Here is a 25,784-nt window from a genome sequence, read left to right on the forward strand (position 1 = left end):
TCTTCAGGTTTTAAATGGTTAATGTAAATTATTCATGGCGGATAAACTTGGGGCGGGGTTTATCCGACTACTAAGTTATAAAAATAAGAATAGAAACCAAAAGAAAAGCCACAAAAGTGATGATTTTTTTTTACTTATTAGTACTTTTGCATTCTCCTAAGGCACGATGTCGCCATTTACACATTATTATATAGACAGATGAAAACAGGAATATACATCCACATACCTTTTTGCAAGAGTCGTTGCATATACTGTGGCTTCTACAGCTCCACTTTATTCGGCTTGCAGCACGATTATGCCGCAGCTTTAATCAAGGAGATGCATATGCGCAGTTCCGAGTTCAAAGAATTGGGCTGCATAGACAATACTAATATGGTCGACACCATTTACATTGGCGGAGGAACTCCTTCAACTCTCCCTCTTTCCGACATTCAAGAAATTCTCAATACCGTGTCAGAATGTTTCCCCGGCAATCCGCGCGAAGTGACCATCGAAGTCAATCCCGATGACATAACGCCTGAGTTTGTCAATCGGTTGCGCTCAATCGGTATCAATCGTATAAGCATGGGCATTCAGACTTTCGACGACTCGCGATTGCAGTTTCTACATCGTCGCCACACATCATCGCAAGCCATTGATGCCGTTAGGATTATAAAAGATGCTGGAATTGAGAATATAAGTATCGACCTCATCTTCGGATTTCCCAACCAGACGCTCGACGAATGGGAATCTGACGTGCAGACAGCCGTCAGTCTTGCGCCCACGCATATTTCTGCCTACAGTCTTATGTATGAAGAGGGTACGACGCTGTATCGTATGATGAGTGAAGGCAAGATAACCCAGATTGATGACGAAACGTCGTTGGCTATGTATAAGTACCTTATGGACGCGCTCAAAGCTGCCGGCTATGAGCATTACGAGATAAGCAATTTTGCAAAGCCCGGCTATCGCTCTATACACAACAGCAGTTACTGGCATAATGTGCCATATCTTGGGATTGGAGCTTCAGCCCACTCCTACAACATAGGTACACGCAGCTGGAACATAACCGACATACGCCAATATATCAAAGCCATCAACAACGGAATGCTTCCTTCTGAGAGCGAGACGATTGACGCGACCACCCACTACAACGACCTTGTCACTACCGCCCTGCGAACATCAGACGGTATGAATCTCGACTCAATCAGCCCCACATTCCGACAATACGCCCTACAATGTGCCGACATTCACATCAAGAACGGATTGCTAAAGCATACCGACAATCGTCTGCAACTGACACGCGAGGGATTGTTTGTCAGCGATATGATTATGAGCGACTTGATTAAAATTTAACATAAAACGACGAGGCATCACCAACTTGCATTTGTTGGTGATGCCTCATCGTTTTTTTATTTACACTTTCTATACCATTCAATAAGGTTGGCTCTTGGAACTCCAAGTTTCACCATTTCGTCCAGGTCTTCACGTGCCTCCTTCTTGCGCTTCATCAATATGCGCACATTGGCACGATTCAGTCTGAAGTCGGTATTGAGCGGCTTCAGTTCTATTGCCTTGCTATAATCGTACTCGGCAGGACCGTACATCTTGCGCTCCACTTCCATTCCGCCACGTGCGGCATACGCCACAGCGCTGTCGGGATGCTGAGTCACCAATAGGTTTATCATGTCCAAAGCCTCAGTATAGTGACTGTCTTTCTGATTAAGCAAAGCCAATCCGAGTGTGGCCTCAAAGTTGCCCGGCACAAGACTCAACAAATGCTCGTAATCAAGACGGGCAAACTTGTAGCGTTTCTGCTGTTCGTTGACAAAGGCGCGATAGAACAGAGCAGCCAGATTGTTCGGATCACGTCGCAAGACATAATCGTACTCATCACGGGCATACTGCCATTCCTCAAGCTGCACATTCCACGACGCTTTCCTTAAACGCAGGTTTAAGGAATCGGGATGGAACGACAATGCCTCAGAAGCAGCCGACAAGCTGTCGCGAAGCTGCTGCCTTGTCTGTGCAAACATAGTGTTTGCATTAAGCGCAATTAATGCCAGAACAAGTATTAAGGTCTTCATAAAGTTAAGCTTTAGCTATATAGTCGGCAATCCACTGACCAACCTCAGCCGTACCGTACTGTGCGCCACCCTCAACCTGAATCTCAGGAGTACGTACGTTGGCATCAAGCGAAGCGTCAACAGCCTTACGTACAAGCGCTCCTTCCTCATTCAGTCCGAAATGTTCAAGAAGCATGGCTGCCGAAAGAATCTGTGCTACTGGGTTGGCAAGGTTCTTGCCTGCTGCCTGCGGCCATGAACCGTGTACCGGCTCAAACAACGGAGTGTGCTCGCCAAGCGAACTTGACGGCTGCAATCCCATTGAACCTGTGATGCAAGAAGTCTCGTCGGTAAGAATGTCGCCAAATGTATTCTCTGTAACGATAACGTCAAAGAAAGTAGGTTCGGTAAGCACGCGCATTGAGGCGTTGTCGATAAACATATAGTCGGTGTTCACCTCAGGATACTGCGGTTCCATCTCCTTGGCAATCTGGCGCCACAGACGTGACGAAGCCAGAACGTTGGCCTTGTCAACAACGGTAAGGTGCTTGTTGCGCTTCATGGCAAACTCGAATGCAACCTTAAGGATGCGCTCTATCTCCGGACGGGTATAGATGTCGGTATCGTATGCCTTGTCGTTGTCCTGATACTTCTCGCCGAAATACATACCGCCAGTAAGCTCACGTATTACAACAAAGTCGGCACCCTTGAGCAATTCGTCCTTAAGGGGTGACTTGTGTAGAAGGCAGTCGAAAGTGGCAACTGGACGCACATTGGCAAACAATCCGAGCTTCTTGCGCATAGCCAGAAGGCCCTGCTCAGGACGTACCTTGGCAGTAGGATCGTTGTCGAAACGTGGATCGCCTACAGCTGCAAAGAGCACAGCATCGGCATTCAGACATGTCTGGAAAGTGTCTTCAGGGAAGGGGTCGCCCACTTCGTCAATGGCATGAGCTCCACAAATGGCTTCCTTAAAACTGAATTCGTGACCGAACTTTTCAGCCACAACCTTCATTACCTTCACACCTTCGGTCATAATCTCGGGTCCGATACCGTCGCCGGGAAGTACAGCTATTGATAATTTCATATCCTTTGTTTTTTATTGTATTGTTTATTTTGATTCTGAGTCTTGCAGTTGTTCCTGCTCCACGATGTTAAGCATCTTGATTGTAGCCTTGATTGCAGCTTCGGTCTGGTCGGCATCGAGTCCACGTGTACGCAGTATCTTCTCGCCGCTACGCCATGTTATGACAGTCTGCACGAGTGCGTCTGTGCGTCCGCCAGGCGGTATTGACACGGCATAATTCTCAAGTGTTGGGAATGTGCGTCCAAGACGTTCGCGGTATATCTTGCGCATAGCCTTCACGAAAGCGTCATACTGTCCGTCGCCAAGAGCGTTGTCCTCATACTGCTTGCCGTCAATCTCCACCTTAACAGTTGCCATAGGGCGCAGTCCGTAGGCAAGCGACACCATATAGCTCACAAGCTTTATCTTGTCTTCGGGAGCCGAATGCTTCAGCACGTCGCTCACGATGAATGGCAGGTCTTCCTGAGTTACAATCTCCTTGCGGTCGCCCAGTTCGGTAATGCGTTGTGTCACACGACGTGTCTGTTCGGGAGTGAGTTCCAGTCCGAGCAGTTCCAGGTTCTTTGCGATGTTTGCCCTACCGCTATTCTTACCAAGTGCATACTCGCGCTTACGTCCGAAACGTTCAGGCACAAGATTGTTGCAGTAAAGGTTGTCCTTATTGTCGCCATCGGCATGAACACCAGCCACTTGCGTGAACACATTTTCGCCTACGATAGGCTGGTTCGGCGCAATGGCAATACCAGAATATCCCTCTACCAGTCGGCTTATTTCGCCCAATCGGTCTTCACGGATACTGGTTTCAATACCGAGCTGGTCTTTAAGTATAGCCTGCACGCTTGCAAGCGGGGCATTGCCACAACGCTCACCCAGTCCGTTCACCGTGACATGCAGACCGCTTGCGCCACTCACCACAGCAGCCAACGAATTGGCTACGGCAAGGTCGTAGTCGTTATGTGCATGGAATTCGAAGTTGGTGTCGGGATAGCGCTCCACCATCTGGCCGAAATACTTCGTCACCTCCATAGGGTTGAGTATGCCCAATGTATCGGGCAGAAGGAAACGCTTGATTCCACTCTCCACGAGGGCGTCCATCATCTTGAACACATAGTCGGGCGAATCCTTCATGCCACTACTCCAATCCTCAAGATACAGATTTACAGCCATACCCTTCTGCATGGCAAGGGTGAGCGACTCGTATATTCCGTCAATATGCTCTTCGGGAGTCTTCTTGAGCTGATGCGTACAATGCTTGAGCGAACCCTTTGCAAGCAGGTTTATAACCTTGCATCCGCATTCGTCAATCCAGTCGATTGACTTGCCACCATCGACAAAGCCCAACACTTCTACCCTATTCAGCTTGCCCACACTCTCGGCATAACGGCATATCATGCGCACAGCTTCCTTCTCACCCTCAGAGACACGTGCCGAAGCCACTTCTATACGATTCACATTGACATCGCCAAGAAGCATACGTGCCATCATGAGTTTCTCATGAGGAAGGAATGACACTCCGCTGGTCTGCTCGCCATCGCGGAGTGTACAGTCCATTATTTCTATTGTTCTTGCTCCCATGCTTCAACCTTATCACGGTTCTGTACAAGGAAGTCTACGTCGTCGAGTCCGTTTTCAAGGCAATGCTTCTTGTATCCGTTTATCTCAAAATGCTCGCTCTTGCCTGTAGCGAGGTTTGTCACAGTCTGATTGGGCAGATCCACCTTCACCTCTGTCTTGTGGTCCTTGTCGATGCTGGCAAAGAGTTCCTTAAGGAATTCCTCGCTCACCACTACCGGCAGCACAAGATTGTTGAGTTCGTTGTTCTTGTGAATGTCGGCAAAGAACGAGCTGATGACCACACGGAATCCGGCTCCGGCAATAGCCCAAGCTGCATGCTCGCGCGAAGAGCCCGAACCGAAGTTCTTACCTGCTACGAGTATCACTCCGCTATACGACGGATCGTTCATAACGAAGTCGGGTTTGGGAGTACCGTCGGCATTATATCGCCAGTCGCGGAATAGGTTGTCGCCCATACCTTCCTTGTCGATAGCCTTAAGGAAGCGGGCTGGTATAATCTGGTCGGTATCCACATTCTCAAGTGGAAGTGGGATGCATGTGGAGGTTATAACGTTGAATTTCTGTTTCATTATTCTTCAATTATTAAACATTAAACATTAGAACATGAGTTCTCTCGGGTCTGTTACCACTCCCGTAACTGCTGCTGCAGCTGCTACCAGAGGTGAAGCAAGGATGGTGCGTGAGCCTGGTCCCTGACGACCCTCAAAGTTACGGTTGGATGTCGATACCGAATACTTGCCTGCTGGTATCTTGTCATCGTTCATGGCAAGACATGCCGAGCAGCCCGGCTGGCGAATCTCGAAACCAGCTTCGGTAAGGACCTTGTCCAGTCCCTCCTCTCTAATCTGCTTGTCTACGAGCCATGAGCCCGGCACAAGCCATGCCGTAACGCCTTCTGCCTTATGGCGTCCCTTCACGATAGAGGCAAATGCACGGAAGTCTTCAATACGTCCGTTGGTGCAGGCACCGAGGAATACATAGTCAATCTTATGACCGAGAAGCTTCTCGCCTGGCTCAAATCCCATGTATGCAAGCGACTTCTTGAACGAAGCCTGACCAGCCTTGTCTATCTCATCGAGTGTCGGGATGGTCTCTGTAATACCGATACCCATACCAGGATTAGTGCCGTAAGTGATGCGCGGCTCTATGTCGGCAGCATCAAACACGAGTTCCTTGTCGAACACGGCATCGTCGCCACTCTTCAGAGTCTTCCAGTAAGCCACGGCCTTGTCCCAATCCTCGCCCTTAGGAGCATATTCGCGACCCTTGATATATTCGAATGTTGTCTCGTCGGGAGCAACAAATCCGCCACGCGCACCCATCTCGATAGAGAGGTTGCAGAGTGTGAGTCGGCCCTCCATAGACATGTCGCGCACTACGTCGCCAGCATATTCAACGAAATATCCGGTAGCGCCCGAAGTGGTGAGTCGGCTCATCAGGTAGAGAGCTACATCCTTAGGCGTAACGCCCTTTGCCAACTTTCCGTTGACGCTTATACGCATCGACTTCGGCTTGGTCTGCAGAATGCATTGTGAGGCCATAACCATCTCTACCTCAGAAGTTCCGATACCGAAAGCTACAGCACCCATAGCGCCATGGGTAGATGTGTGCGAGTCGCCACACACGATTGTCATACCTGGCAGAGAGAGACCCTTCTCCGGTCCTACAACGTGGATGATACCGTTGTCCTTAGAGTTCATGGCGAAGTGTGTAACGCCGAAATCAGCAGCATTCTTAGCCAATGTGTCCACCTGACGCTTTGATACGGGGTCTTCAATGGGCTTGTCCTGGTCGTGTGTAGGAGTGTTATGGTCGGGCATGCAGAATATGTGGTCGGGACGGAACATCTTGAGTCCGCGGGCACGCATGCCGGCAAAGGCTTGAGGCGAAGTCACCTCATGGCAGTAAAGACGGTCTATATACAATTGTGTAGGACCATCCTTGATCGTCTGCACAACATGCTTATCCCAGATTTTGTCGAATAATGTGTTCATTATAATATGTTTATATTGTTAATGTTATTGATTGTTTGTATTGATTGTGGGCTGAACGAGCGGGCAGCCTATTTCACGCGAAACTTGTTGATACAGTCAATGTAAGCCTCAACAGAAGCCGTCACGATGTCGGTATTGGCTCCGAATCCGTAGTACACGCTTCCGTCGTACTCCACCTGCATGTGTACCTTGCCCACGTCGTCCGATCCCTTCGAGATGGCCTGGATTGTAAACTCCTTCAGGGTCATCTGCTTCTGAATGATCTTCTTGAGAGCCTTGATGGCAGCATCTACCGGACCGTTGCCCGTAGAAGCCTCTTCAAACTTCTGTCCTGAGATGTCGAGTCCGATGCTTGCCACACTCTTAACGCCCATGCCTGTAGTAACCTGCAGGAAGTCGAGCTTCACGGCGTGCGAAGCCTTGGCGTCAGCACCTGCCAACATGAGTATGTCATCGTCGTTGACCTCCTTCTTACGGTCGGCAAGCTTGAGGAACTGCTGGTAGATAGTGTCTATCTTCGACTCGTCGTCTATCTTCACACCCAGCACTCCGAGGCGATACTTCAAGGCGGCTCTGCCCGATCGTGCTGTCAGCACTATGCTGCCGCTGTCCAGACCTACATCCTTCGGGTCGATAATCTCGTATGTGCTAACATTCTTCAGCACTCCGTCCTGGTGGATGCCGCTACTGTGGGCGAATGCGTTACGACCCACAATGGCCTTGTTAGGCTGAACGGGCATGTTCATCAGGCTCGAAACCATGCGGCTTGTGGGGCAAATCTTTGTAGTGTTTATGTTGGTGTCAATATTGATGCCGTTGTGACACTTCAGAATCATGGCAATCTCTTCGAGCGAAGTGTTTCCCGCACGCTCACCGATACCATTGATTGTCACCTCTACCTGACGCGCTCCGTTCAGCACTCCGCTCAGCGTATTGGCTGTGGCAAGACCCAAGTCGTTGTGGCAATGGGTTGAAAGTATGGCCTTGTCGATGTTATCCACATGCTCTATCAGATACTTTATTTTGGCTCCATACTCCTCGGGCAGACAGTAGCCCGTAGTGTCGGGAATGTTGATGACGGTAGCGCCAGCCTTGATGACAGCCTCAACCACACGTGCCAGATACTCGTTGTCGGTACGTCCGGCATCCTCGGCATAGAACTCTACGTCCTCTACATATCGCTTGGCATAGGCCACGGCACGAACGGCACGCTCTATTATCTCCTCACGGTTTGAGTGAAACTTATACTTGATGTGCGAATCTGACGTACCGATACCTGTATGGATGCGTCCGCGCTTGGCATACTTCAGAGCCTCGGCAGCACAATCTATGTCCTTCTCTACAGCACGTGTCAGAGCACAGATAGTTGGCCATGTCACAGCCTTTGAAATCTCAATGACCGAATTGAAGTCGCCCGGACTGGAAATAGGAAATCCTGCTTCAATCACGTCTACACCCAATTGCTCAAGCTGCTTTGCCACTTGTATCTTCTCAACGGTATTCAACTGGCATCCTGGCACCTGCTCGCCATCGCGGAGCGTAGTGTCAAAAATATACAATCTTTCACTCATCCTTATATGTGTTTTACGTTATTACTTAAACCGAAAAAACCTTTCACACTACCTTGTAGGGGTTAGTGAGAAAGGTTTTTCTTGTCATCTGCTCATAAGAGAGACTGTATTGTTTGCGGCAACCTATTAGCATACACTACCCCGTTCGACATTGTTCCAAAGTCGAATTCGAATAATAATGCTAATAATGTTGTACGACAAATTCATATTTATAATATATTTATGGTGATACGTCTTATTTCGGTTACAAAGGTAAGAAAATATCGGTAGCTCACAAATAATTTATCACTTTTTTTATCATATTTATTGCATTTTGTTATGCCGTAGCACTTTCAAGTCCTCCTACACCTTATTATATAATAGAATATTACCAACTTTTACAAAGACTTTCTTATCCCGAACTCAGGTTACTAAGGTTAATATTCTCAACCTTTACATTAGACCCATGATATAGTTTCATGTCAGCAACCCTCCTTTTTTACGGCAAAAAGCAGCAAGTCCTTCTACTTGTTCCTCAAACGACAGAGTATGCAAAATGTTATAATGTCTCTCTGCATACTCTATTCCATCGTGCAGACTAACATATCGGAAAGCCTGCATATAGCTCAAACCGAAATGACGCGCAAACAGTTTTATGAGCATGATTATATATTCTATCTTATCGGCTATCATATCATATTTGGACAAACTACTTATGTTCATCTTCAAACGCAAATTTACGTTTTTTCCCCGACATTTACAAGTATTCTTACCATAATCTTTTGATTTAGAAGGAATGTTGCGCTCAGCCCATAAAGACACTTACCAAAGCAAGAATTATGAGCAAATTCCTAATTGTTCAATTCCAAATCGCAGGCGAAGCCGAGAAGAATTCCTAACTCAAAATTCCTAACTCAAAACTCTTTCATAGAGCACGAATCACTCGAATCAAACGAATATCTTGATAGAATTTATGATTAATTTACGATAATTTGTGACTATGACCCACGCAATCTTTTTGTCACGAATTACCACGAATTATCCATGAATTACTTTGGTTAATGTTAAACTCAAAATTGAATAATTCCTCATCGGCAAAGCCGACAACTCAAAACTCAAAACTCAAAACTCAAAATTCAAAACTCTTTCATAGAACACGAATCACTCGAATCGAAAGCGAATATCTCGATAGAATTTATGATTAATTTACGATAATTTGTGACTAAGACTCACGCAATCTTTTTGTCACGAATTACCACGAATTTCTTTGGTTTAAGTGTTAAATTCAAAATTGAGCAATTCGTCATCGCATGCGAAGCAGCGAACAACTCAAAACTCAAAATTCAAAACTCAAAACTCTTTCATAGAGCACGAATCACTCGAATCAAACGAATATCTCGATAGAATTTATGATTAATTTACGATAATTTGTGACTAAGACTCACGCAATCTTTTTGTCACGAATTACCACGAATTTCTTTGGTTTAAGTGTTAAATTCAAAATTGAGCAATTCGTCATCGCATGCGAAGCAGCGAACAACTCAAAACTCAAAATTCAAAACTCAAAACTCAAAATTGCCTCTGGCAACCAACTCCTAATTCAGCAAGGTACTCATCGTTCAGTTACAATAACCTTGAATGTTTGGAAGATAAGCTTCACGTCATACCAGAACGAGCTGTTCTTCACATACTCCAAGTACAGCTTTATCTTCTCCTGCATAATCACATGGATATAGTAATCCTCAGGATCCTCAGCCTTCTCCATCAGTTCGTTCTCATTACGAAACTTGATACTTGCAGGATCTGTGATACCAGGACGAACATCCAATACGTGCATCTGTTCGGGTGTCCAGTAATTCACATAATGGCGCACCTCAGGACGAGGACCAACCAAACTCATATCACCGATAAACACGTTTATAAGTTGGGGGAGTTCATCAAATTTATACTTACGGATATAATAACCCGAACGGGTCACACGAGGGTCTCTTCCGCCAATAGTCACTAATGAACCCTTATCTGCTCCTACACGCATTGAGCGGAACTTAAAAATTCGGAAGTCCTTATTTCCACGTCCCACACGCACTTGTCTATAAAACACCGGACCTTTAGAATCCAATTTAATCCAAACAGCCAATATCAGAAATAATGGACTTAAAACAATTAATCCACAACCAGAGGCAACTATGTCAAATAATCTTTTCATACATTTTTAATATAAGTATGTATTCATTTTTATCTTTATATATGAGCGGCAATCTGTAGGAGGAGGGCGTGTCAAGATTGTACAAAACCTATTTAGTGGGTATGGCAGGGATGCCATACCCTCCTAAATATATCCTTTGACATTCTTTTATAATCGAATTTTACAAATTATTTACAATCTCTACAAAATTCTCTATTACATATTCCAAGTCCTCGTCCGTCATTTTCGTGTTCAACGGCAGAGTTATCTCATTCTCAAACATATGATATGCATTAGGGAAATCCTTGATGTCGAAGCCCAACTTCTTATAGGCTGTCATCATAGGCAGCGGCTTATAGTGAACATTAGTGGCAACACCACGCTCAGCCATCTTTTCAATCACCTTGTTTGTCTCCTCACGTGTTCTGCCCAACAGACGCACCAGGTAAAGATGTCCCGATGAAGTATGCTCCTCGTCATAATGATTCAGCACAGCCACGTTCAGAGGTCTCAATGCCTCATCATAACGCTCTATCATCTTGCGTCTGCGCTCCAACATTCCCTTATAGCGCTGCATCTGTACCAGTCCGATAGCAGCCACAACATCCGTCATGTTACACTTATACCAAGTGCCAATGATGTCATACTCCCAAGCACCGAGTTTAGTCTTAGCCAGAGCATCCTTGTTCTGACCATGCAGACTCAACAGCTGCGCCTTACGATAAAGATTCTCATTCCAAGTCTCTCCCTCTATCTCAGGCACACCACTAAATGTATTATCCACATTCTTGTCCAAGTCCTTCACCACCTTCTCATTACCAAAAGGCAGATTCCACGACAAGGCACCACCCTCAGCAGTAGTGAAGTTCTTCACAGCATGGAAAGAGAAAGACGAGAAGTCGGCAATAGCTCCCACCATCTTTCCCTTACGTGATGCACCGAAAGCATGGGCAGCATCGCAGCAGATGGCAATACGACCAAGCATCTTCTGCAAGTCGGTCTTAGGAGTAAACATCTCCTTCTTGCCTTCCACGATACTATACAGTCTGTCGTAGTCGCAAGGAATACCAGCCAAGTCAACTGGAATGATAGCCTTAGTATTAGGAGTGATGGCCTTCTCCACTGCCTCATAGTCCATCTCAAGACAATCCTTCTGCACATCCACAAACACCAACTTGGCACCCACATGTTCCACAATAGAAGCACTTGCTGTATAGGTATAAGCAGGCACAATCACCTCGTCGCCCTCACCAATGCCAAGCAATCTAAGAGCCATCTCACCACAAGCAGTTTGCGAGTTAAGGCATACAGCCTTCTGCACACCAATAAACTCGGCTACTTCTTTCTCTAACTTCTTGGTGCGCGGTCCGGTTGTAATCCAACCAGACAAAATAGCATCACGCACTTCTGCAGCCTCAGCCTCCGTCATATCAGGCGGAGAGAAAGGCACATTACGCAATTTCATTGTCATAATATGATTATAAAATATTTAATTGATTAAATTATTTGTTTGGAAAATTTCGTTTTTCAACGATTTATTAGTTTGGATAATTTCGTTTTTCGTCAATTTATTTGTTTGGAAAATGTCATTTTTCGGCAATTTATTTGTTTGGATAATTTTATTTCGTTATCTTTGTCACTGAAATACAACAATTTACAAATCACTATGTACTACAAGAGAATTATAGATAAATATCTATCAGAATGGGCTTCACGCGATACACGTAAACCTATTCTACTTCGAGGAGCACGCCAGGTAGGCAAGTCTTCTGCTGTGCGTCATTTAGGCAAGCAATTCAAAAACTTTTTGGAAATAAATTTTGAGATGGAGCCTCAATACAAAGCTATCTTCCAGCCCGACCTAAATGTCAATCGTATCGTTATGCAGATTTCTGCAATATCAGGCTCAAGGATAGAAGAAGGCGAGACACTTCTTTTTATGGACGAGATACAGGAGTGTCCAGAGGCTATCATGTCATTACGTTTCTTCAAGGAGAACATGCCACGACTTCATGTCATTGCTGCAGGTTCCCTATTAGAGTTCGCCCTTGCAGAATTACCAACATTTGGCGTAGGTCGAATCCATTCTATGTTTATGTATCCAATGACCTTCGATGAATTTCTTCTTGCCAACAACGAAGATCTATTACTCGAAGCTCGCAACGCATCATCTTCACAATCACCTCTTCCTGAGCCATTGCACGAAAAGTTAGTCAGTCTTCTTCGCACATACATGCTTGTAGGAGGAATGCCCGAATGTGTTGGCAAATGGGTTGAGACTCACGATTACTTGCTTTGTCAGGAAGTTCAAAATGATATACTTGTAAGCTATGAGGACGACTTTCCTAAATACAAGAAAAAGGCTGATGTCAATTTACTTCGCAACATATTGCGTAGTGCTGCCGTACAAGCCACGAAGAAGTTTGTCTATACCAAAGTAGGCGACTATAAGACAGCAGAAGTAAAGAGTGCGCTCAACCTGCTCATTCTTGCAGGATTACTAATCCCCGTAACTCATACCAGTGCCAATGGACTTCCTTTAGGTAGCGAAGCAGACAATTCCTATCGTAAGATTCTATTCTTTGATTGTGGACTTATGCTGCGACTTTTGGGCATCACTATAGGAGATACAACCATGCTTACCACCCAAATACTTACAGCCACAGCAGCCGACCTTGTCAACAAGGGTACCATGGCAGAGCTTGTTGCCGGTTTGGAGATGCTTCACTATATGACACCCAACTTACGGCATGAGTTATATTATTGGGTACGCTTGTCAAAGAATTCATTAGCAGAAATCGACTATCTCCTGCCATCACATCTTAATATTCTCCCCATTGAAGTCAAAGCAGGCAGTCAAGGTGGAATGAAAAGTTTGTGGGCTTTTATGCGTGAAAAGCATATCACCGAAGCCGTTCGTTGCTCATTAGAGAATTTCGGAGAATTTAGTTACACCGGCAAGGAAAATGCCGATACCGTTCGTCACGTCAACGTTTTCCCTCTCTATGCCGTTTCACAGATAATAAGATCCACAACATCCAATCCTCAGTAAACTATCCCACATGGATTTTGTGCTGCTTTATTTACATTCAGCACAAAATCCATGTGATTCAACTTTATCACTCTTTTCATCTTAAGAATCCATACACAAACTGCCACACATAGCCAATCGTGCTATAGTGTGCCACGTCCCTGTATTTCCATGAATATCTGAATTTAATTTTTCTTCAAAATCTAAATTCAAAAACTTTGCTTGATCGTATTTTTCAATCCAAAAATCAAACGTTCGAAGAACGATTCTGGCAATACTTTATATTTCCATCGAATATCAAATAACTCCTTCCATTTTGCCAACATTCCATCCTTATCTCGATGTTTTACATCTTTAGTCTCAATCAAATCAAGCAAAGCCAACTGCTGATACCTTTCATCCACACCATTGAAAACAAATTCAGACAAATCAATACCAAACAACTGGAAACCCAAAGTTAGGAAAAGGTCATTCGTTTTCACCATTCGTGACTCCTTTAGACATTGCAGCAAATCATGTTTATCAATATTATTCTTGTTCTTTGAAAGAAATAACATTATATCAAGCAACTGACGTGAATTATATCCTTCTTCACTTCCAAAATGTCTTGCAAGATGCCTAAGTAGGAAAATATAATTATTCAAAGGTTTTAAAGTGTAATAACCCTCGGGTTGGAAATCCAGATATTCTATGTTCTTCATTATCTGCTCCTCTGAAATTTTATCGGCAGAATACTGGTTTATTGCCAAAAGAGTCTTATGGTTTTCTACAACAACACCATAAAACACAAAAGAACAATGCTTATCATCTTCATGTTCAATATTTATACCTAACTGCCTAACAATATCAATTCCTTTTTCATAACTCCCCATTAAATACACATCAATATCACCACTTGGGCGATGAGACGGTACTGGATAATATTTACTTAGCTCATAACCTTTCAGCAAAAGAACTTTGACCCCATTATCCCGCATGAGGTTTACAAAGCGTTTTAAAACCTTCAATTGATAATAATAGCTACGCTCAATAGCTAAAGCACTTCCAATCCAAGGCAATAAAACCGCTGAATTCGGACGGTTATAAGTTGGCAATCTCTCAAATGAATCCAAGCACACGCCTGACAATCCTTGAGTAATTGCCATTTCTCTTATTTTAGTCCACTCATTTCTGGTAATGTTTTGGAAAGAAACCTCATCCAAAAAGCCAGGCATGAACAGATTCCGAATAAGAGCAAATAAAATATGATGAGACGATTCAAGTCTTAGCATTTTATTTTCTCACTGTTTTGTACAAAATATTCAAAATGCAAGTTGGCATCATCTTAGCACCAGCATAAGCCAACGCCCATAAATCTGCAACCATGCCATAATGCAGCATTTTATTTACTCTATGACGAAGCAAAAATATATTCATTGCATGTTTCCAACCTCTTCTACGCGTAAAGAACTTATCATCCAATCTGAATCTAAACAAATATTCAGGCACATTGGCAAACGTACACCCAGCAGCAAAGCCCTGTGCCCACATCATAGTGTCTTCACCAAAATAGGTATCAAGAGAATACAAACCTGCTTTTTCTATGTAAGAACGACGAAACATAACCGTAGGATGAATCATGCAATCGCGCTTACGAAACAATTTTCTACATTCTTCATGAGTTACAGGCATTTGTTTGCGGTAATATTCACTACCATCACTCATAATCTCTACAGCCCAAGTTCCCAAGCATTCCACTTCAGGATGACTTTCGAAATAGTACAATTGACGTTCAAAACGATTCGGCTCACTGATATCGTCCGCATCCATACGAGCTATAAACTCATATCCCTTAGGCATTACAATTTGGAGCAAATCATTAAGAGAATGCGCCAATCCTTTATTTTCCGACCGTCGATAAATCTTGACACGTTCATCAGATATGTTGGATAAGAAAGCATCTACCTCCTCACATATCACCCCATCGTACTGAATATAAAAATCAAAATTACTATAAGTCTGATGAAGAATACTTTCAACCGCCAACTTTACAAAATCCAACCTATCATTTTTGTAAAGCGACATAATGACTGCAATAGAGTTGTTCATATCCTATTCTCCTTTCTGAAATTTAAACTGTATGTAAGCATCTTTCAAAGGTCGCAACTTGCTCTTCACAAATTCTTGGAGCACATACTTCAAATCACCGTTCTGCCAGATACGTTCCTTCTCATCATGAAGCACTTTATAAGCCTCATGCGCCTCTTTCCATTTCGGGTAATAATACTGATCCCTAATATATACGTTGATTTTTCTATCTGGATCATATATTTTCTCAGACACAAGCGAAAGACTCTCCTCCGGATTCAATTCCATATCATACAATTCTTCGGTATTATCTGCCTTATTATAGATATACTTATAACCCTTATACAATATAGCAAGCTTTCTGTGCTTTTGTGCCTTATAAGCAGTTTCGGAGTAAATAAAATCCTCCTTTGGAACCAAATCCTCGAATATAAGATTATAGAATTGAGTTGAAGAAACATAATCCTTGCACACGTGCATTCCCCCTACTCGTGGGCGTATAAAAGGAATTCTCACTACAGGATCATAAACATCATAAGCATACGCCAATTTACCTCTATGTCCGTTCATATTACCATGATCTGCCGTAATTGTAATTTCATCATCCTGGAAATACTTTCTTACCATTCCAACATATCTGTCAAAAAGATCCATATCAGAACCATATCCCGCACGACCTGCTATAACGTGAGGCAAATGCAACCAAATAAAGGTTCTTTCTCCCTTAGCCAAGATATCAACAATTATCTTTTCTATTTTGTGTAAGAATTGTTCTGCCAACTGCTCGTCTACATTAGAATCCTCACTTACATTCTTACCAACAACTAATGAACGTAAATGATTTATAGTATGCAATTCCACATCATTATGAAAGTAGTCCTCAAATTTTGGAAGAGTTTCCCACCCATCACTCCAAATAATATGACGCTGAGTATATCCTATCTCTTTCAATTTAGTAAAGAGAGTATCTCCATCATATGGTTTACTTTTTCTTTCATAGACCTGTGTATTACTCTGAAAACTATATTGCCCAGTACACATGCTATAAAACGCCATTACAGTTGAGGCTCCAGCGGCATAATAATTTGTAAAAACAGTACCGTTTTCTGCTAATTCATCAATATTGGGAGTAGGCGTACACTCTTTCCCAAAAGAATAGCACTTCAGATAATCCGTACACATTGCATCCTTTGACAGGATAATATATTTTTTTTGTTTATTCATATTTATTCCATACAAGATTTAAACATTGATTCATTAGCCTTTCTTTGCTGCAATCTTTGCTTTCAATTCACTTGAACTAACGCCATCAGTACGACCAAGAACAATGTGTTCCTTGCCATGTTCTTCACACCACTGAATAGCACGTTGAAAACCTTCATGACATTGATCTGGACCTGTAACAAAAACATCAAAGTCAACTTCTTGCACAATTTTGTCTACATCTGTATAAGTTATCACCTCATCCACATAACGAATGGCTTTAATCATATACTTGCGATCTTCTGTAGAATTGAGCACTTTTGCTGTAGGTTTATACTTTAAAATAAAATCGCTATCTTGCGCTGCCACAATTAGATAATCTCCCAAACCTTTTGCACGACGATAAAGTTCAACATGTCCCTTATGAAGGAGATCATATACTCCTACAGTAAGCACCTTCTTGTACTTACGGGGCTTCATATTAGCTAACTGCACATTCTCGGGAAGAGGAATTCCTGCCTTATCACAACGAGTTTTAAACCTACTAAAGTCCTTTTGTCGATGATGAAGCAACCAAGAATAATACATGCAATCAGGCATTATATCTTGAAGTTTCGTCTGCATCCAATGAATCCATTGAGGAATCAATCCTTTTGAGTAGGTAATAGTTTGCTTGGGAGTAATCCAATCCTCCCCATATTGGAATGTTAGATATTCGTCAACGTCTACAGGTACATTCAATAATATACCCTTGAAATCCCACTTTACAGTATTTTGCAAATACTTTTCGTGAATAAAATCTGAGCCCCCCGTATGGCGAACATCACTACTGATTTTATGAAGCACGAAGACTTTGATATACTCCTCATTTCGTTCCAAAATATAGAGTCCCCGACGCTCATAACGAACAAGATTAAAACCAACTTCCATCATCAGCCAGAGAATATCCTTAAAGCGTTCTTCATCCTCCTTAAGGATATAAATATCAAACAATGGCTTCCAAGGCTGAAAATCATCATTTCTCACAATACCAATTAGTGTTCCAAATGCAGGTCCCCAATTGATATCTATCTTGTCCATATAGAGTGCAAGCACCCGCAAATTATCAAGCATCACCTCCTTATTCATAACCTTGTCGCCAAAGTAAAGAAGATGGCTTTTGTATTCAAGAAATCCTTTTGAAGTTTTTATATGTGACATAAACAAATAATTTATTTTTCTATTTTACTCATGCCCCAAACATAAACCTTGTCTATGTTAGGACAAGAGATATCATTCTTGTGCGCTAACTGCCAAATGTACTTTAATCCATATGGAAAATCCTCGGTAAAATATCTGCTATTAAAATCAGCAATCCAACCATCATCAACTTTTACCATAGGTGAAGTGATACCTTTAAACCCTTCAATTGAAGATAATTTTGCAGCAAGTGATTTTGCATCATAGCTCTCATAATAATCAAGTGCTGTTGGAAGAAAACCCTCCGTAACAGGAAGAACTTTCAACAAACTAAAGAATTCAGCATCCATCTTAATGTAAAGATCAGCAGCTTCTTCTGTCCATTCTTCATAGAACAATTGCATGCGAGAATAAACTTTACCCTCATTTTCACCTCCAAACATTGTATAAAGCCGAGAAGTATGAAGAAGAGGATTACTGTTTGTTAAACTTGCTTCATAATAATTCTTCAACAATTTAACTGGTCGTTCAAACCACTCCTGCATTAACAACGCAAAGTTTGTTTTTTCTTCGTCTGACACTGATTCTACTGCAATATTATGAGCATTCTTATAACCAAGAAGATGAGCTGATTTTCCATATTCCTCAACACGCGAAATAAATGGTACTCGCTGAAATCCCCACAATGGCTGATTATCACTCAATATTTTTTGAGCCTCAAAGAAAAAACCAGTTGAAGAAAACACACTCCCTACAAATGCATTTGGTGGAAGAACATGCTTCAATTTTTCAAGTTCTTCTTTTATTAAGAATCCAGGAAGACATAAGAGGACAACATCTGCCATAGGGACAACCTTCTCTGGATATTTACTAATCATAGAAATCTTTCCTTTAAGAACAGATCCATCTGGAGTATCAACCTCTATCTCATAATTCCATTTTTCTGGTCGATTAGTGAGAATGTTTACCTTTGCATGATTGCGAGCTGAAAGCCATCCCGCAATCACATGTCCAAGCGAACCTCCTCCACATATACATATTGTTAACATAATGTTTTCTTTTTATTCAGAAAACCATTTCAGACCCAAAATTTATCAATCTCCTTTACTATTTCGATATTTGGAACATCCTCTTTATGGAAAATACCCAGAGAACGTATCAATTGTTCTGAAATGATTTTCACTGTTTATCTTATTTTTATTTTATCAATTCACGCATAGCATCAATAAACTTTGCATTGTCGCCATGATTGCGGACAGCTATACGCATATACTTATTTGACTCAATACCCTTCTTAGCGAGACAAGCACTTGCAAGTATATTATACTCTTTCAAGAGAATGGCGCAGAGTTCTTTAGGCTTATAAGGAGGCAATACTTCCAAGAAGAAATAGTTTGCTTGCGATGGCATTACCCTTATGAAAGGAATCTTTCTCAACTCAATCTCAAAGTCTTCACGAGCCTTAATAAAATGTTCGCAAGCAAGCTCATAATCTTCACGATATTTTGGGTATATCTGCATAAAGAACTCGGCAAATGAATTGATATTCCATATGCTAACTTGTTTCTTCATTTTTGCAATGAGAGCAGTGTCTGCACTACACAGAATACCGAGACGAAGGCCAGGCACACCATAGCTCTTGGAGATAGACTTCATTACACATGTATGAGGATACTTTTCCAAAATATTATTATTAATAAAAGTATTATCCTTAAAACCAACGCTGAAATCCACAAAACTCTCATCAAGAATCAAGCGGACCATATTGTCTTCACACCATTGAGCCAGTTTATGCACTCCACTCATAGGAATAAAGTTACCCGATGGGTTGTCTGGATTTATCAACAAGACAGTATCTACAGGATTGTTACCAAAGAATTCTATCATATCATCTGCATCATAACGGAAGCTGTCATTATGAGGAACGAAAGTAACAACCTGCTCATTTGGCAAACGATTTGGATACTCCTCAAAGGTTGGGCGCACAACTCCCACATTTCCTTCAAGGTTCTCCATTAATGCCTTTATCAGTTCAGCTGCACCATTACCAGGAATTATATATTCTTCTTTTACATTCCAGCATTCACTTGCGAGTTTGCTATTAACAGCCATACCTGCAGGATATTCAGATACAAGCATACGGAAGTTATCCTGCATCTCGTCAATAATCTTAGACCGATTAAAGTATGGATTTACAAGATAACAATAGTCCAGCATATCTGGATATACCCAAAAGCCTCCGTAACGGCTATAATATTTTTTGAGGAATTTATCATCCTCTGTCAATAAGTTTTTATTCATTTGTCTTTATTTTCTTGTCTTTACTATTTTTGCAGGATTACCTGCAACCACACTATATGGAGGAACTGATTTAGTCACAACAGCAGAAGCACCAATAACACTGCCTTTGCCTATAGTTACACCAGGAAGTATTGTAACTCGTGACCCTATCCAAACATCATCTTCGATAACTACAGGTTTTTCTTCAGACCAGCCTTGTTGATCCATAGTTATGTCTGTTCTACTAAAATCATGATTTTGCGTATAGATAAGGACTTCAGGCCCCATCATAACATGCTTGCCTATTTTTACCCCCCCCGAAACAAGACTTTTGCGTCCTATACCTGAGAAATCTCCAATACAAACACGTCTTGCTATTGTAGTATGTGGTTGAACATTTACTTTATTACCACATTTTTCAACATATCCTCTAACAAGACAAAAACGTATGAACACAAATAGATCTTTATAACTATTACGAAATGTAGGCAAATGCTTACCGATAGTAATATAAAGGACATAACATATACATGCAAGAATCTTACGCATATTTAGACATTTTTTTTAATATTAATAACCCAAACAAAATATCCCAGACGACCTCTCTAACACCTCCACCAAAATAACTTCTAACCCAATATATTGAGGCTAGCATTATAGGAATCAAAATAATTAGTTGGTATATATTATCTTGCTCAAAAGCAACAGCTGATTTTTTCCCGACCCATCCAAAGAATAAGCCCCATATAAAACACATTACAACTCCACCACACACACCAAAATTCATATACAGTTCAGCTAAAAATGAGCCACCAATATTCAGATAATCTCTATTCAAGACATTAGACTGTTGCAATTTAATAGGACATGATGAAGACTCTGTAATTGCGCCAAAATCTATTATTGACGGCAACAAATTGGGAATAACAGCAGTTATACCCTTATAATATGCATCACCATATGAAGGACCAAATTGAGGTAAATAAGCGTTCAATGTCTCATGTGCCGTATAACCGGTGTCACCACATGTATCAAACAATCCTAACACTACATTTTGTTTTGTCAATAATTCATCTGTCAAATCAGAAAAGGAATCAAAGCTCTTATTTGTATAATTACGGAATTGTCCAACGGCTACTATAAATGTCAAACCAAAGAATGCATAAACTCCATACAATATGAATTGCCTAACTTTCAACGGTTTTAATCGCGTTTGCAAGTATAGAAAAAGGAAAATAGCAAGATATCCTACATTCTCACTTCGAATACCACTTAACATCATTATTAATATATAACCAATAATAAAGAAAAAAAGTCTTTTCTGTTTTTGTGGCTGATATTTAAGAGACACGAGCAATATGGCAAAGCCTAATAAAGAAATCTTGCCATAAAAAAGCAATACATTGGGAAATGTATTTACGAACAATCTAGCCGCATCTCCTCCTGCTGTTAAGGAAATAAATAATGTAGTTATATCAAGAGCTAACTTAACAAAAAAGGTCGCATAAATAATGCGTTTTGATAATTTTATCCAATCAACATTGTATTGTTTTTCATTCTCTTTTCTATTTATATATCCTGCCGATTTCCATAAAATACCCAGACACAATGCAGCCAAAGATGCGGTCATTATTCTGAAGCCATACAAAACATGATTTGTATCCAGTAATAATAATATTCGTATATGTTCATAAGAGCCTGAAAAAAAAGTCAACAAAACTAACTGGCCAAAATGAAACAAATATAATATTATGACAAAAAGTGCAGAATATGTAAATCTTTTATTTATTTTAAAATCTATATATAGATATGCAAATAAGATTATTGAAGAACAATAACCAACCTTTTCTAAAGATGAAATAGTATAACCAGAAGAAAAAGCTACCCAACAACATACTAATGCTATTAAGCCATATAATAGTGCAAATAATTTTTTATGCATATTTTAGTTTTTTATGGATTCAATAAAGTTTTTCAATTGTATCATAGCAAACTTGTTGAAATCCATATTATTCTTAATATGGATACTATTCGGATTCATAATTAATTTCCTTAACCCTTGCAACAAGCCATCATAATTATTAGGTACAACAACCCCAATTTCTCTTTCTTGTACAAGTTCAATTGCTGAGCATGTTTCTGTTGAAAGTACTGGCACGCCTAAACTTGCAGCTTCTCCATAAACCATAGGGGCAGCTTCATGGAGTGAAGGTAATACAAAATATGAAGCATGCTTAATATATGGATATGGATTTTCTTTGTTGCCAACTAGTGTTATTTTTGAAGTTAGTTGTTTTTCCTTAATTATACAATTTAATTTTTCATATTCTGGACCATTACCTACTATTGTCCATGTAAAATTAACAATACCGTTATCTCTCAACTCACCCAAAGCCTCAATTGTTCTATATAACCCTTTTACCTCACTCAACCTACAAACAGAAACAAAATTCACAGTTTCTGTTGGGTAAGATACACCTTCTGCTGCCAACTTACGAATTGCATCAACATTAGTAAAATTCTCACAAACAATAGTTTTATCTCTAAGATTTGGAAAGCACTCTATAAAATTTCTCTTGCAAGAATCTGAAACACAAATTATTGAATTTAGTTTCTTGAACATGTTAATCTGCCTTAGATCATAACCTCCAAAGTTTTTATAGTCACAATGGACAATAACAGACTTATGTTTAGCAACAACTCGCTTAATAATATAATCAATACACCCTTTAGAAATTGATTTATAACTATCATCTTGTGCATATGCTATTGCAAGATCATAACCAGACTGCCTTTTTACAAATGGCCATAATATCATTCGAGATACAACGCCATTTATATTACGAGCAAGGAATATCATTATCAACCTATATAACATCATAAGAAATGACTCTTGCTTGATTCTTGAATGATTTTTGCCCAATATATGAAGTCCCTTATCTGGAGTTACAATCTCTACATTATCTGGAACCTTGGTTTTATCAATACTATCCTTATCAAAAACCAGCAAATGAATATCCATTAACTCATGTGCAAAATAAAGATAATTATAAAGTGAAGTTGCAACACCTCCAGTGTAGAGATTATCAATAACAACTAATGTTTTTATTTTTCTAACCATATCTATCTAAAAATTACATTTCGTAGAATAGCAACCAATCTAACAACACCAAAAAGTTTCAACGAAACCATACGTAATATCACCTTCTTATATATTCGTAAAGAAGTTATATATAGATTGTTTTTCCAATTTGGATAGATAGTCTCAAACTCATTCAATAATTCTTTTGCCGTACGCTTGTCATTAGAACAACTAAAAAGCGTAATGATGGTAGAATAAAGTAAGTTCTTTATTCCTAAGAATTCTTTCTCTTTAATATATTCATCAGGAAAATTCTCTTGAACATATCTATACGAACACACAAGCGATTCTACTGCTTTCATTGTTGGCCTTTCCGATGCCGAATCCGATCTTCTAAAATAGTTGTATAGACATGACACAGTTGCTGCATACCTATTTGCTTTAGCCATAAGAAGTGGAACTGTAGCAACATCCTCTCCATTGCGCAAATCCGGCAAAAGAGTATCCTTCATAATGTCTGTCTTCACCATAAGCATACAAAGCGAATCGGCATCAAGGCAGAAAGCCTCTTCTCTACTAATCAATCCCGAACGATTATAGACAGGACGGGATTGGGAATTACCATGTTCATCAACTACCTTATATCCACAAAATGCCATATCTGCAGCATTATCCTCAAGCAAACTAACCATTGTTTTCAAGAAATCTGGTTCATACCAATCATCACTATCACAAAAGGTTATGTATTTAGTATCAGCCTCTAATATTCCCTTATTTCTACTGACAGCTGGTCCACTATTGCATGAGTTCTGCAAAACCATTATATCCAACCCTGAAGTTGCCTGCAATTGAAGTAGATATTGATAAGTATCATCCGTTGACTTATCGTCTACAAGAATCACTTTAAACTTTTGAAACGACTGATCAACTAATGAATCTATACACCTTTTTATATATTTAGCTACGTTATAGCAAGGTATCACTATTGTTACCATAATATTAAATTACACTTTTAAACAAAAGGAAGTAAAACACCAGTTTATTTTTAATCGACAAATATGAACACTTATATACACGCGACCTTATTTTACCAACACTTCTCCTCCATATCGAAAGGTCCTCTTTGTTTTTCCTTGCCAGTGAAACTAACAAATAACTCTGCTCAAAAATATATTTTGTCAAAGCATCCTTGATCTTTCCAGTGGCTTTACCATCGAGGAATTGCTCTATAATCTCTACATTAGCAGTTGCTTGCAGAAAACGCTGTCGAATTTTATTATCATCGGAGACATCTTTAGTAATTGATGTCTGATTCATATAATAATAATAAAATGGTTCAGGCAAGTAAGAAATCCGTTTTGCGTTCCATAATATTTGCACAATAAGGGCTGCATCTTCACCCATATTATGAGTAGGATAATTTAAATCATGGTCTGTATATTCTTTCCGTCTAACAAGTTTATTCCATAAGCAACCAGCTATTCTCCATAAAAGAACATCCACAATGACATTTTCTCTTTCTTTAGAAATAAGCCCTTTAGAATACTGCTCATTTTCACAATCCGTTGAACAGAAATCACACACCACAACATCTGCATCTTCCTCGATAGCTTTATTATACATTTCCTCATACATATGTACATCCACCCAATCGTCAGAGTCGCAATGCGCTATATAATCACCTGTCGCCAGATTGATTCCATATCTACGTACATTTGGTAAACCGCAATTTTTCGACAATCTTTCAATACGTACATTTTTATGCTCTTTTTTTAAGCGTGGTTGATATTCTTTAATGATATTTTCAAGAATAGCTATCGATTTGTCTGGCGAACAATCATCAACAAAAATATATTCAATACCATCAAGAGTCTGTTCAAACAGACTACGAGCACAACGCTCTATATATTTCTCAACCCCATAAACGGGAATTATTACACTTACTTTTGGCATATCTGAATATTATAACTATAGCTTTTAACAATAAATAAGAGGCACTCTATCTTCCCTTTATCTTTTTGTAGATGTATAATATGATATCGTTACTTTTCAATAATTCTGTCAGATACATACGTAAACTGTACATCTTCAAATAAAACTGTGAAGCCAAATAATTCTTCTTAAGCAATGCTGCTAGCCCTTTTTGCAGCAAACTTGAATAACTATTACTTTTAATGTATTTGTCATTTACTTCAGCAAACAAGTCTATAATTTCGTTATGTTTCAATAAACCTGATCTATAAGCCAGAATTTTTGTAGAAACCATTGACTCATAAAGCCATTCTACAGGGTAACCATAACTTATGAAATGGTTTATAAAATAGATTTGCGAATTTAGGCCCTTCAATGTCGGGTAACGAACAATACTATTATTGTTAAGGATTAAATCGTAATGATATAAAACCTTAGGCAAATATGCACATTTAATAGTATGGGTCAATAAAGAACATACTACATACAAATCTTCCCATAGAATTATATTATTGGGAAATCTTATATCATAATC

At 40.5% G+C, this 25,784-nt stretch carries 22 protein-coding genes and 1 pseudogene; 2 read left to right on the plus strand and 21 right to left on the minus strand.

The window, feature by feature from the left end; translation table 11 throughout:
- Positions 1 to 198: 198 nt before the first annotated feature.
- Positions 199 to 1,335: a radical SAM family heme chaperone HemW gene (gene hemW, locus I6E49_RS02550; RefSeq protein WP_235400263.1), complete on the plus strand. Its 1,137-nt coding sequence runs from the start codon at positions 199 to 201 to the stop codon at positions 1,333 to 1,335.
- 56 nt (positions 1,336 to 1,391) lie between these two features.
- On the opposite strand, the gene I6E49_RS02555 is transcribed toward hemW, so the two are convergent.
- From I6E49_RS02555 to I6E49_RS02590, 9 genes are all read right to left on the minus strand, one after another.
- Positions 1,392 to 2,066 carry a tetratricopeptide repeat protein gene (locus I6E49_RS02555; protein WP_235400264.1) on the minus strand — a complete coding sequence of 225 codons (675 nt, stop codon included), beginning with the start codon at positions 2,064 to 2,066 and terminating at the stop codon, positions 1,392 to 1,394.
- Between the two features lie 4 nt (positions 2,067 to 2,070).
- Positions 2,071 to 3,132, minus strand: coding sequence for a 3-isopropylmalate dehydrogenase (gene leuB / locus I6E49_RS02560; protein WP_235400266.1), 1,062 nt, complete (start codon positions 3,130 to 3,132; stop codon positions 2,071 to 2,073).
- Positions 3,133 to 3,156: 24 nt separating this feature from the next.
- Positions 3,157 to 4,683: an alpha-isopropylmalate synthase regulatory domain-containing protein gene (locus I6E49_RS02565; protein ID WP_235400267.1), complete on the minus strand. Its 1,527-nt coding sequence runs from the start codon at positions 4,681 to 4,683 to the stop codon at positions 3,157 to 3,159.
- Positions 4,684 to 4,688: 5 nt separating this feature from the next.
- Positions 4,689 to 5,276, minus strand: a complete 588-nt coding sequence (gene leuD, locus I6E49_RS02570) for a 3-isopropylmalate dehydratase small subunit (protein ID WP_235400269.1) — start codon at positions 5,274 to 5,276, stop codon at positions 4,689 to 4,691.
- Positions 5,277 to 5,303: 27 nt separating this feature from the next.
- Positions 5,304 to 6,701 carry a 3-isopropylmalate dehydratase large subunit gene (gene leuC, locus I6E49_RS02575; protein ID WP_235400270.1) on the minus strand — a complete coding sequence of 466 codons (1,398 nt, stop codon included), beginning with the start codon at positions 6,699 to 6,701 and terminating at the stop codon, positions 5,304 to 5,306.
- Between the two features lie 68 nt (positions 6,702 to 6,769).
- Complete coding sequence (locus I6E49_RS02580; RefSeq protein ID WP_235400271.1) at positions 6,770 to 8,272, minus strand: 2-isopropylmalate synthase; 1,503 nt, start codon at positions 8,270 to 8,272, stop codon at positions 6,770 to 6,772.
- 456 nt (positions 8,273 to 8,728) lie between these two features.
- Positions 8,729 to 8,974 carry a DUF3791 domain-containing protein gene (locus I6E49_RS14555; RefSeq protein WP_308268464.1) on the minus strand — a complete coding sequence of 82 codons (246 nt, stop codon included), beginning with the start codon at positions 8,972 to 8,974 and terminating at the stop codon, positions 8,729 to 8,731.
- Positions 8,975 to 9,863: 889 nt separating this feature from the next.
- Entirely contained in the window at positions 9,864 to 10,457 is a 594-nt protein-coding gene (locus I6E49_RS02585) for a sugar transferase (protein ID WP_235400272.1), read from the minus strand.
- Positions 10,458 to 10,617: 160 nt separating this feature from the next.
- Complete coding sequence (locus I6E49_RS02590; protein ID WP_235400273.1) at positions 10,618 to 11,907, minus strand: DegT/DnrJ/EryC1/StrS family aminotransferase; 1,290 nt, start codon at positions 11,905 to 11,907, stop codon at positions 10,618 to 10,620.
- 195 nt (positions 11,908 to 12,102) lie between these two features.
- On the opposite strand from I6E49_RS02590, the gene I6E49_RS02595 reads away from it, so the two are divergent.
- Positions 12,103 to 13,488 carry an ATP-binding protein gene (locus I6E49_RS02595; RefSeq protein WP_235400274.1) on the plus strand — a complete coding sequence of 462 codons (1,386 nt, stop codon included), beginning with the start codon at positions 12,103 to 12,105 and terminating at the stop codon, positions 13,486 to 13,488.
- A 188-nt stretch (positions 13,489 to 13,676) separates the two neighbouring features.
- On the opposite strand, the gene I6E49_RS02600 is transcribed toward I6E49_RS02595, so the two are convergent.
- The 12 genes and pseudogenes from I6E49_RS02600 to I6E49_RS02655 form a co-directional block, all read right to left on the minus strand.
- On the minus strand, positions 13,677 to 14,738 hold the full coding sequence (locus tag I6E49_RS02600) for a nucleotidyltransferase domain-containing protein (RefSeq protein WP_235400275.1): 1,062 nt from the start codon (positions 14,736 to 14,738) through the stop codon (positions 13,677 to 13,679).
- 1 nt (position 14,739) lies between these two features.
- Positions 14,740 to 15,555: a glycosyltransferase gene (locus I6E49_RS02605; RefSeq protein WP_235400276.1), complete on the minus strand. Its 816-nt coding sequence runs from the start codon at positions 15,553 to 15,555 to the stop codon at positions 14,740 to 14,742.
- A gap of 3 nt (positions 15,556 to 15,558) precedes the next feature.
- A complete protein-coding gene (locus I6E49_RS02610) occupies positions 15,559 to 16,758 on the minus strand; it encodes a sulfatase-like hydrolase/transferase (protein ID WP_235400277.1) in 1,200 nt (399 codons plus the stop codon).
- A gap of 33 nt (positions 16,759 to 16,791) precedes the next feature.
- Positions 16,792 to 17,937, minus strand: a complete 1,146-nt coding sequence (locus tag I6E49_RS02615) for an adenylyltransferase/cytidyltransferase family protein (RefSeq protein ID WP_235400279.1) — start codon at positions 17,935 to 17,937, stop codon at positions 16,792 to 16,794.
- A gap of 11 nt (positions 17,938 to 17,948) precedes the next feature.
- Entirely contained in the window at positions 17,949 to 18,965 is a 1,017-nt protein-coding gene (locus I6E49_RS02620; RefSeq protein ID WP_235400281.1) for an NAD/NADP octopine/nopaline dehydrogenase family protein, read from the minus strand.
- 148 nt (positions 18,966 to 19,113) lie between these two features.
- Positions 19,114 to 20,217: a pyridoxal phosphate-dependent aminotransferase gene (locus tag I6E49_RS02625; protein ID WP_235400282.1), complete on the minus strand. Its 1,104-nt coding sequence runs from the start codon at positions 20,215 to 20,217 to the stop codon at positions 19,114 to 19,116.
- A 6-nt stretch (positions 20,218 to 20,223) separates the two neighbouring features.
- Positions 20,224 to 20,745 (minus strand): acyltransferase, encoded by a 522-nt coding sequence (locus I6E49_RS14510; RefSeq protein WP_303645482.1) that lies wholly within the window; start codon positions 20,743 to 20,745, stop codon positions 20,224 to 20,226.
- Positions 20,738 to 22,138, minus strand: coding sequence for an O-antigen polysaccharide polymerase Wzy (gene wzy, locus I6E49_RS02635; RefSeq protein WP_235400283.1), 1,401 nt, complete (start codon positions 22,136 to 22,138; stop codon positions 20,738 to 20,740). Before wzy ends, I6E49_RS14510 begins: the two co-directional genes overlap by 8 nt.
- 3 nt (positions 22,139 to 22,141) lie before the next feature.
- Positions 22,142 to 23,317 carry a glycosyltransferase gene (locus I6E49_RS02640; RefSeq protein ID WP_235400284.1) on the minus strand — a complete coding sequence of 392 codons (1,176 nt, stop codon included), beginning with the start codon at positions 23,315 to 23,317 and terminating at the stop codon, positions 22,142 to 22,144.
- Positions 23,318 to 23,319: 2 nt separating this feature from the next.
- The gene (locus I6E49_RS02645; RefSeq protein WP_235400285.1) at positions 23,320 to 24,273 is read right to left on the minus strand and encodes a glycosyltransferase family 2 protein; all 954 of its coding nucleotides are present in this window, start codon (positions 24,271 to 24,273) and stop codon (positions 23,320 to 23,322) included.
- Positions 24,274 to 24,277: 4 nt separating this feature from the next.
- Positions 24,278 to 25,231: a glycosyltransferase family 2 protein gene (locus I6E49_RS02650; RefSeq protein ID WP_235400286.1), complete on the minus strand. Its 954-nt coding sequence runs from the start codon at positions 25,229 to 25,231 to the stop codon at positions 24,278 to 24,280.
- Between the two features lie 46 nt (positions 25,232 to 25,277).
- Positions 25,278 to 25,784: pseudogene (locus I6E49_RS02655) on the minus strand (hypothetical protein); the annotation flags it as partial.

This window comes from Leyella stercorea (assembly GCF_021531655.1).

Coding starts and splice junctions, on each gene's coding strand:
- hemW (WP_235400263.1), top strand. CDS start 199: ATGAAAACAGGAATATACATCCACATACCTTTTTGCAAGAGTCGTTGC.
- I6E49_RS02555 (WP_235400264.1), bottom strand. CDS start 2,066: ATGAAGACCTTAATACTTGTTCTGGCATTAATTGCGCTTAATGCAAAC.
- leuB (WP_235400266.1), bottom strand. CDS start 3,132: ATGAAATTATCAATAGCTGTACTTCCCGGCGACGGTATCGGACCCGAG.
- I6E49_RS02565 (WP_235400267.1), bottom strand. CDS start 4,683: ATGGACTGTACACTCCGCGATGGCGAGCAGACCAGCGGAGTGTCATTC.
- leuD (WP_235400269.1), bottom strand. CDS start 5,276: ATGAAACAGAAATTCAACGTTATAACCTCCACATGCATCCCACTTCCA.
- leuC (WP_235400270.1), bottom strand. CDS start 6,701: ATGAACACATTATTCGACAAAATCTGGGATAAGCATGTTGTGCAGACG.
- I6E49_RS02580 (WP_235400271.1), bottom strand. CDS start 8,272: ATGAGTGAAAGATTGTATATTTTTGACACTACGCTCCGCGATGGCGAG.
- I6E49_RS14555 (WP_308268464.1), bottom strand. CDS start 8,974: ATGAACATAAGTAGTTTGTCCAAATATGATATGATAGCCGATAAGATA.
- I6E49_RS02585 (WP_235400272.1), bottom strand. CDS start 10,457: ATGAAAAGATTATTTGACATAGTTGCCTCTGGTTGTGGATTAATTGTT.
- I6E49_RS02590 (WP_235400273.1), bottom strand. CDS start 11,907: ATGACAATGAAATTGCGTAATGTGCCTTTCTCTCCGCCTGATATGACG.
- I6E49_RS02595 (WP_235400274.1), top strand. CDS start 12,103: ATGTACTACAAGAGAATTATAGATAAATATCTATCAGAATGGGCTTCA.
- I6E49_RS02600 (WP_235400275.1), bottom strand. CDS start 14,738: ATGCTAAGACTTGAATCGTCTCATCATATTTTATTTGCTCTTATTCGG.
- I6E49_RS02605 (WP_235400276.1), bottom strand. CDS start 15,555: ATGAACAACTCTATTGCAGTCATTATGTCGCTTTACAAAAATGATAGG.
- I6E49_RS02610 (WP_235400277.1), bottom strand. CDS start 16,758: ATGAATAAACAAAAAAAATATATTATCCTGTCAAAGGATGCAATGTGT.
- I6E49_RS02615 (WP_235400279.1), bottom strand. CDS start 17,937: ATGTCACATATAAAAACTTCAAAAGGATTTCTTGAATACAAAAGCCAT.
- I6E49_RS02620 (WP_235400281.1), bottom strand. CDS start 18,965: ATGTTAACAATATGTATATGTGGAGGAGGTTCGCTTGGACATGTGATT.
- I6E49_RS02625 (WP_235400282.1), bottom strand. CDS start 20,217: ATGAATAAAAACTTATTGACAGAGGATGATAAATTCCTCAAAAAATAT.
- I6E49_RS14510 (WP_303645482.1), bottom strand. CDS start 20,745: ATGCGTAAGATTCTTGCATGTATATGTTATGTCCTTTATATTACTATC.
- wzy (WP_235400283.1), bottom strand. CDS start 22,138: ATGCATAAAAAATTATTTGCACTATTATATGGCTTAATAGCATTAGTA.
- I6E49_RS02640 (WP_235400284.1), bottom strand. CDS start 23,317: ATGGTTAGAAAAATAAAAACATTAGTTGTTATTGATAATCTCTACACT.
- I6E49_RS02645 (WP_235400285.1), bottom strand. CDS start 24,273: ATGGTAACAATAGTGATACCTTGCTATAACGTAGCTAAATATATAAAA.
- I6E49_RS02650 (WP_235400286.1), bottom strand. CDS start 25,231: ATGCCAAAAGTAAGTGTAATAATTCCCGTTTATGGGGTTGAGAAATAT.